General features: G+C 69.0%; 5 protein-coding genes. 2 read left to right on the forward strand and 3 right to left on the reverse strand.

The features are described 5' to 3' along the window. Window positions 1–104: 104 nt before the first annotated feature. Complete coding sequence (locus tag DBR23_RS26960) at window positions 105–1,253, reverse strand: methyl-accepting chemotaxis protein (protein WP_108500118.1); 1,149 nt, start codon at window positions 1,251–1,253, stop codon at window positions 105–107. Window positions 1,254–1,498: 245 nt separating this feature from the next. On the opposite strand from DBR23_RS26960, the gene DBR23_RS26965 reads away from it, so the two are divergent. Together DBR23_RS26965 and DBR23_RS26970 are read left to right on the forward strand one after the other, a co-directional pair. Continuing rightward, entirely contained in the window at window positions 1,499–2,167 is a 669-nt protein-coding gene (locus DBR23_RS26965; RefSeq protein ID WP_056060897.1) for a site-2 protease family protein, read from the forward strand. A gap of 63 nt (window positions 2,168–2,230) precedes the next feature. Beyond that, a complete protein-coding gene (locus DBR23_RS26970; RefSeq protein ID WP_108500119.1) occupies window positions 2,231–3,532 on the forward strand; it encodes a tryptophan--tRNA ligase in 1,302 nt (433 codons plus the stop codon). 201 nt (window positions 3,533–3,733) lie between these two features. Here DBR23_RS26970 and DBR23_RS26975 read toward each other — a convergent pair whose 3' ends face one another. Both DBR23_RS26975 and DBR23_RS26980 read right to left on the reverse strand, forming a co-directional pair. Further along, complete coding sequence (locus DBR23_RS26975; protein ID WP_108500120.1) at window positions 3,734–7,150, reverse strand: FecR domain-containing protein; 3,417 nt, start codon at window positions 7,148–7,150, stop codon at window positions 3,734–3,736. A gap of 35 nt (window positions 7,151–7,185) precedes the next feature. Beyond that, window positions 7,186–8,215, reverse strand: a 1,030-nt coding sequence (locus DBR23_RS26980; protein ID WP_199227813.1) for an adenylate/guanylate cyclase domain-containing protein, incomplete at its 5' end; no start/stop codon positions are given.

Raw genomic sequence — 8,215 nt, forward strand, 5'->3', positions numbered from 1 at the left:
GAAGCGGCGCCACCCCCAATACATTCGCTGCGGTGCAGCGGGCTTCGCTCAGCCGCCGGTAGCGCGCCTTGGAGGGGAAAGCCGCGCAGCGGCTCAGGAATTCGTCAGAGCTTGAACGCCCCCACCGCCTGCTCCAGGTCGCGGGCTTGTGCCGACAATGCCGACGCCGTGCTCACCGCATGCTGCACCAGCGAGGCCGTCTCCTGCGTGCTGCCGTCCATGTGCGACACCGCCCCGTTGACATGGCTGATGGCTTCGCTCTGCTCGCGCAGGGCGGTGGAGATTTCGCCCAGCAGCGCGCTCACCTGGCCCACGGCGCCGACGATCTCTTCCATGGTCTTGCCCGCCTTGCCCACCTGACCGGCGCCGCTTTCCACCTGTTCGACCGACGCGCTGATCAGTGCCTTGATCTCGCGCGCCGCCACCGCGCTGCGCTGGGCCAGGTTGCGCACCTCGCTGGCCACCACGGCAAAACCCCGGCCCTGTTCGCCGGCACGCGCGGCCTCCACGGCAGCATTGAGCGCCAGGATATTGGTCTGGAAGGCGATGCCCTCGATCACCTGGATGATGTCCACGATCTTGCGCGAGCTGCCGCTGATGGCCTGCATGGTCTGCACCACCTCGCCCACCACCGACCCGCCCTGCTCGGCAATCGCCGACGCCTGCACGGCCAGGCCGCTGGCCGAATGGGCGCGCTCGGCGTTCTGGCGCACGGTGGCTGTCAGCTGCTCCATGCTGGCTGCCGTCTCGGTCAGGGACGACACCTGGTCTTCCGCGCGGCGCGACAGATCGGTGTTGCCATGGTCAATGTCTGCCGCAGAGGCCGTGATCGAATCGGTGCTTTGCTTGATGCGGGACACCAGGTCGGTCAGCGTGTCCTCCATGGTGCCCAGCGCGCCCAGCAGGCGGCCAAAGTCGCCCTCCAGGTCGGAGTTGAATTCCTGGCTCAGGTCGCCCGAAGCCACGGTTTCGGCAATCAGGATGGCCTGGTTGAGCGGCGCCACGATGCTGGCGCGCAGGCTGAGCGTGGCCACCAAAGCCAGCACAAACACCACCACACTGCAACCGATCACCCAGGTGCGCGCGCTTTGCAACTGCGCTAGCGCCGCCTGGGCCGGGGGCGTGGCACCCTGCAGCGCCTGCTCGGCACCGCCGATGCCGGACAGTGCCATCACCATCAGCAGCAGCACGACGAGTGCGAGGCCGCCAAACGCCAGCAACAGGCGCGTTCCGATCTTCAAGTTGTTCCACATGGCTTCAATGTCTCCAGGCCTGTTGTATGTCGTTGTGGGAGGGGCCGCCGCGCAGCGCAACGCGCCAAGGGGCACAAACTGGCACGGGCTGCGGGCAAGAGGTTGATGCTAGCAACGAACACCCCGCCTGGAGACCCATCGGCATACGTACAACCCACAATACGCGGTTGCCGCCGGGCGCCTGAACACCCGCCGGGTCACCCTGGCAACGCCGGGGGCAGCGGGGCGTCTGAGACAATCCCGGCGTGGACACCTCCAATCTCATCCAAACCGTTCTGATCTACGCCCTGCCGGTGCTGTTTGCCATCACCGTGCACGAGGCGGCCCATGGCTACGCAGCGCGCCACTTTGGCGACAACACCGCGTACATGATGGGGCGCATCACGCTCAACCCTTTCAAGCACATTGACCCGGTCGGCACCATCCTGATGCCGCTGCTGCTGTACTTTGCGACCTCGGGCGCCTTCCTGTTTGGCTACGCCAAGCCGGTGCCGGTCAACTTCGGCAATCTGCGCAACCCCAAGAAGCACATGGTGTGGGTGGCCCTGGCCGGGCCCGCGTCCAACTTCATCCAGGCCATCGCCTGGGCCGTGCTGCTGGTAGTGCTGGTGGGCACGGGGATCGAGGAGCGCTTCTTCCTGGAAATGGCACGCGCCGGGGTCATGGTCAACCTGGTGATGTGGGCTTTCAACCTGTTTCCGCTGCCGCCGCTCGATGGCGGGCGCATTCTGGTGGGCCTGCTGCCCTGGAAGCAGGCCCATATGGTGTCGCGCATCGAGCCCTGGGGCTTTTTTATCGTGATGGGCCTGGTGATCGCCGGGGTGGTGGGCACGCTGTGGCTGCGCCCCCTGATGGCCGTGGGTTACACCGCCATCAACCTGTTGCTCACCCCGCTGACGGCCTTGCTGCGCTGAGCGCAGCACAGCCTGTGAGCCCGCCACTTCCTGTTCATTTGATCTGCTGAGTTTTTGTTTCCCATGAGCACCACCCGTTTTCTCACCGGCATCACCACCACCGGCACCCCCCACCTGGGCAACTTCGTCGGCTCCATCCGCCCGTCGGTGGCGGCCAGCCTCACGCCTGGCGTGCAGAGCTTTTACTTTCTGGCCGACTACCACGCGCTCATCAAGTGCGAAGACCCGGTGCGCATCCAGCGCTCCACGCTGGAGATCGCGGCCAGCTGGCTGGCCGCAGGGCTCAACCCTGAAAAGGTCACCTTCTACCGCCAGTCCGACATCCCCGAGATTCCCGAGCTGACCTGGCTGCTGACCTGCGTGACCGGCAAGGGCGTGCTGAACCGTGCCCACGCCTACAAGGCCAGCGTGGACAAAAACACCGCCGCCGGGCGCGAGCATGACGACGGTGTCACCGCAGGCCTGTTCATGTACCCGGTGCTGATGGGCGCGGACATTCTGATGTTCAAGGCCCACAAGGTGCCGGTGGGCCGCGACCAGATCCAGCACATCGAGATGGCCCGCGACATGGCGGCCAGCTTCAACCACCTGTACGGCGAGCACTTTGTGCTGCCCGAGGCGGCCATCGACGACCACGTGGCCACACTGCCCGGGCTGGACGGCCGCAAGATGAGCAAGAGCTACGACAACACCATCCCGCTGTTCAGCTCGCGCGCGCAGCTGCAAAAGCTCATCGGCGGCATCCTGACCGACTCGCGCGCGCCCGGCGAGGCCAAAGAGGTCGAAGGCTCGGCCCTGTTCCAGATCTACCAGGCCTTTGCCACGCTCGAAGAGACCGAGGCCCTGCGCAAGGCCTATGCCGACGGCATTGCCTGGGGCGACGCCAAGCACCTGCTGCTGGAGCGCGTGGACCAAGTGATCGCCCCCATGCGCGCGCAGTACGAAGAACTCATCCACAACCCCGCCCGCATCGAACAGACCCTGCTGGCTGGAGCCGAGCGCGCCCGCGCTCTGGCCACGCCCTTCATCCGCGAACTGCGCAGCGCCGTGGGCCTGCGCAGCCTGGTGCAGGCCAGCACAGCGGCCAAACCGGCCAAGGCCGCCAAGGCCGCACTGCCCGCTTTCAAGCAGTACCGCGAGGCCGACGGCAAGTTCTACTTCAAGCTCGTGGCGGCCGACGGCCGCCTGCTGCTGCAGAGCACGGGCTTTGACGCCCCCAAGGAGGCCGGCCAGGCGATTGCCCAGTTGCAGAAGGACAGCGCAGCCATGCAGACCCTGGCCCCGCGTTTGGCCCCCGTGGACGGCGTGGAAGCTGCCGAAGTGACGGCCGCCCTGCAGGCGCTGGCCGAGGCCGCCGCTGCATAAGCCGGCGCGCCACCGAGCGCAGCGTGCAAGACACACAGCCCGAGCCGCAAGGCTGCGGGCTTTTTTTGTACGCCTTGCAACGCCTAGGCGCTACATTTTTGATAGCTACTTGAGCATATTGCACTAGCGCTACCGGCCAAAAAGGCCTCACACACCCTTCCATCACCCGGTAAAGGCGCCCTCTGCACACTGGGCGCCCCTTCAGTCCCGGTACCGCACCAGGGCCCAGAGCGTGGGGCGCTCTCCGGTGCGCAGCCCGGTCTGCACCGTGCCGGTGAAGCTCCAGCGCCGGTCCTGCGACTCCCAGCCATGGGCCAGGGCCAGGCTCCAGCCCGGGGCGCGTTGCACGGTGTTGGCCTCATCGCTGTAGCGCATGCCGCGCCAGGTCAGGCGCAGCAGCGAAAAGCTGCGCGCCTCATGGCGCCATGTGGTCTGGCCCAGCACCACGTGGCGGGCAAAGCCGGGCAGCCAACGCCCCTCCAGACCCGCCCCGATGTTGCGCGATGTGGTGTGGATGTAGCTGCCCAACACGCTCCAGCGCGGACCCAGCAAATGGTTGACGGACACCGTGGCCTGCGCCAGCTGCCCCTGCCCGAAGAGGGGCGTTTCCTCATAGGTGTTGAGCGTGGTCTGGGCATTGAGCACCACGGGCGCAATGGTGGCCACGTTGTCGAACAGCGCCCCCGTGTTCTGTGCAAACAGGCGACCGTTGGCGGCCACCAGGTTGCTGATGCGCTGCCCCGACAGGCTGGCACCCCAGAAGGTGGTGGGGCTGGCCTCCCAGTCCAGTTGCACCGCGTGCTTGCGGGCGTAGCTGCCCGCCAGCAGGTACTGGTTGTCCACGGCAATGGCGCCCGTGGCGACGGGCGACAGGGTGTGCGTGCCGGGCGCCCGCACGCTCTCCTGCCAGGCCCAATGCAGTGCGCGGCCCGGGCCCAGGCGCAGGCTGGCGCCCAGGCGCGGCAGCAGCCGGTGGTGGTGCGCCGCGCCGTCGTCCTGCGCGGGCAGCAGGTCTTGCCCCGTCGCCGTGTCTGCATAGCGGTCGCGCTGCCGGGTGGTGAACCGGGGCCAGTACGCCTCGGCCATCCAGGTCCAGGCACCGCTGCGCCATTCGCCCGCCACCCAGGGCATGTGGTAGCGCTCGGTGTTGGTGCGCGGCGTGGTGATGCCGGGGTCAGAGATCGCGCTGACGGTGTCCCGGTCCACGCGCTCCCAGCCCACACTCATGCGGTGCGCGCCCCAGAGCACCGTGTGGCGCAGGAACAGGCCCTGCTCGTCACTGGCATAGCGGTAGTCCTGGGGACCCCAACGCGCATCGTCCAGCACCAGGCCGGAGGTCTGGCGCCCGCTGTGCACCTTGAACCAGGTCTGGCTGTCGGCCGACCAGCGCCACGCAGCGCCCAGGTCGGTGCGGCGGGTGCGCGTCTCGGCGCCGCCGGTGAAGGTGATGCCGTTGCCGAAGTCCAGGCCTTGCGGAAAGCGATAGCGCAAGGTGGTGTCACCATGCAGCGCGAACAGCGACAGGCTCTCGTTGGGCCGCACACCCAGCGCCAGGTCCACCCCGGGCGACGACAGGCGGTACTGCGTGGTGGCGGAGCCTTCGCGGGGCCACATCTGCACGTCGTTGGCGCGCACCAGCCAGGCCACAGGCACGCTGCTGGCGGCAAAGCCGCGGTAGCCCACATCGGCCGTGGCGTTGTGGCGCAGCGGGTTGCGTTCAGCGCTCGTGCCCATCGACCATTCACTGCCTGCAGACAGCAGGAGCGGTGCGCGCTTGTCGCTGGCGCCAAACACGGTGGGGTCGGTGAGGTAGCCCTGGAACAGCTCGGAGCGGCGGCTGAAGTCGCTCTCGTACCGGTCGGCCAGAAAGAAGTGGCTGCCCGCCCACAGCGGGTAGTACGACGCGCTGGCGTAGGCCCGTGCCCAGTGCTCCATGCCGAAGTCGCCCAGCGCCTTGCCCAGGTTGGCAGAGCCCTGGCTGTCCGAGGCCAGCGGGTTGAGCGACTTCAGGTAGGGCAGCCGGGTGAGTGCCTCGCGCGCTGCGGCCATGGCCGCCACGGGCTCGCCGCTGTCGTTGCGCAGCATGGCCTCCACCTGCCAGGGCAGCGGGTCGCGCGCGTCAGCCAGGCGTGCGCGGTCCAGTGCGTCCATCGCTGCGGCGCGCTCGCCCAGCGTGTATTCGGCCACCGCCAGCCACACCTGTGCGCGGGCGTATCGCGGCTCGATCACCAGGGCCTTGAGCAGCGCGGTGCGGGCGGCCTCGGCATCGCCCTGCCGCAGCGCCAGTAGTCCGGCAGCCGCCAGGGCCACGTAGTCGTCGCCCGACTGCACCAGGGCGGCATCCAGGTCGGTGCGCGCCTCGGCCAAGCGCAGGGCTTCGATGGCCGCCGTGGCGGCTTCGCCCCAGTAGGCCGCTTGGTCTGGCGCCAGGGCCACGGCCTGCGCCAGTGCACTGCGGGCCGCACGCAGGTCTCCGCGCTCTTGCAATGCGCGGCCCAGCCCTGCCAGGACGGCAGCCCGCTGCGCATCGCCCTCCGCGTGGGTCAACGCCTGCCGGTACAAGGCCAGGGCAGCGTCGCCCTGCCCTTGCAGCCGGTGCCAGTCGGCGTCGGCCTGCAGCAATGGCGCAAAGCCGGGCGACGCGGCCCGCGTGGTATCCATCCAGGTGCGCGCTTCTGGCAGGCGGTCCAGCGCCATCAGCAGGTCGGCGCGGCCTGCAGCGGTGCGGGGGTCTTGCGTGCGCTGCCAGGCCAAGGCCAGGCGCTGCTGAGCGGCGTCGGGCTGGCCGTCCAGCACCTCCAGGTCCGCCAGGGCCAGCTCGACCACCGCCCCACCATCCCCCTGCGCCGACAGGGCCTGCAACATGGCACGCGCCTGGGCCCATTGCCCCGCGCGCAATGCGGTGTGTACCTCCGCCAGAGCGGCTGGCGCCGTTTTCACGGGCTGGAACTCGGTCCAACGCGTCAGGTCGCCCGGGTAGGCGGCCACCCACTGCACCCGCTCGCGGGGGTTGACCAGCAGCCGCTTTACGGGCGCCTGGCCGGGCTCGGCCACGCCCTGCTCGGCGGGCCCCAGTTGCACGCTGCCCAGGTCGTTGCGCAACTCCACAGCGCCGGACAGCACGGTGAGCGTGGTCCGCCCCGCTCCGTCCACCTCCACGTCCCAGTCGGTACCCCGCACCACGGCCAGCGCTGCAGGCGTTTGCAGTTGCAGGTTGGCCGGGGCCTTCTTGGTGCGCGCCCACAGCCGGCCCGCAGCCAGTTCCAGCAGGGTGCGCGCTGGCTGGGCCTCGCACAGCCTCAATTGCGCGTTGGCCGACATGCGGATCTGCGTGCGGTCTGCCAGCAGCAATGCGGCGGATGACAACGCCAGCGTGCGCATGTCTGCCCCCGGTCTCAACGGCTGGGCGAGCGTGGCAGGCAGCCAGGGCTCGGTGCCCGGGGGGCGCGTTTCGCCTTGGCCGCTGAGCGCCACAATTTGCGCAGCCACTGCGTCAGGCGCCAGAGGTACACCGGCACATTGCGCGCTGGCACTGGCAGCACTCCAGGCCGACAGGGCGACACCCACCGGCGTAAGCCACGCCAGGCGTGACGGGGATGACACAGGAGGGATGGGCATGGTGGGCCTCTCTGGGGGAGTCTTGCGCCGGGGACTCAGGTCTTGTCCAGCGCCCGCGCGGTGAATACGGGGGTGGCGCCCACTGCAGGGCCATCCGCCAGGGCCTGCACCCGGGCCTGCCAGCGCAGCGCCTGCCCGTGCCACTGCGGGGCATGCGCTGCCGCGTGTGCGCACGCATCGGCACAGCACTGCAGGGCCTGCGCCCAACGCGCAGCCTGCCAATGGCCCCGCAGCGTTTGGCTGATGGAGGCCAGCGTGGTGTCACCGCACGGGGTGTACACATCCACGCCGGTGCTGCGCCCGGCCAGCACCACGGTGTCCAGCCACATCAGCATCGCCTCTGGGGCACCACCCGCCTGCTGCGCTTCCATCGCATCGCGCGTGGCGCCCGACAGCAGGATGCCTGTACCAAAGGCCTTGTTGGCCCCCTCCAGCCGCGCGGCAGTGTTCACCGCATCGCCCACGGCGGTGTACGTAAAGCGCTCATGCGACCCCAGGTGTCCCACCGCCGCCTCGCCCGTGTGCAAGCCAATGCGCAGTTGCACCTGGGCAAACGGTGTGCCCTGCCACTGGGCCCGCAGGTCCACCATGTCGGCCTGCATGGCCAGTGCGCAGGCCAGAGCCCGGTCCGCATGCCGGGTATCAGGCAACGGTGCGTTCCAGAACGCCATGACGGCGTCGCCGATGAACTTGTCCAGCGTGCCACCGTGCTGGTGCACCGTGTGGGTCATGCGCGAGAAGTAGGCATTCAGCGCCTGGGCCACGGCCTCGGGCGGCAAGTGCTCGCTGGCGGCGGTGAAGCCTGCCAGGTCAGAGAACAGCAACGTCAGCACGCGGCGCTCGCCATGTAGTTGCGGCTGGGCTCCGTCGGCCACCAGGGCGTCGACCACAGCGGCAGGCACGTAGCGGGCAAAGTCCGCGCGCAGCTGTTCGCGGCGGCGGTGCTCGCGCCAGTAGCTGTCGGCTGCACCCACGTTCAAATGCAGCGCCACGCCCACCAGCGTGGGCAGCGCCGTCCACCACACCCCTGCCAGGTAGGCCCACAGCCCACCCAGCAGGGCCAGC

Source organism: Acidovorax sp. HMWF018 (assembly GCF_003061035.1).
GTDB classification, from domain to species: Bacteria; Pseudomonadota; Gammaproteobacteria; order Burkholderiales; family Burkholderiaceae_C; genus Acidovorax; species Acidovorax delafieldii.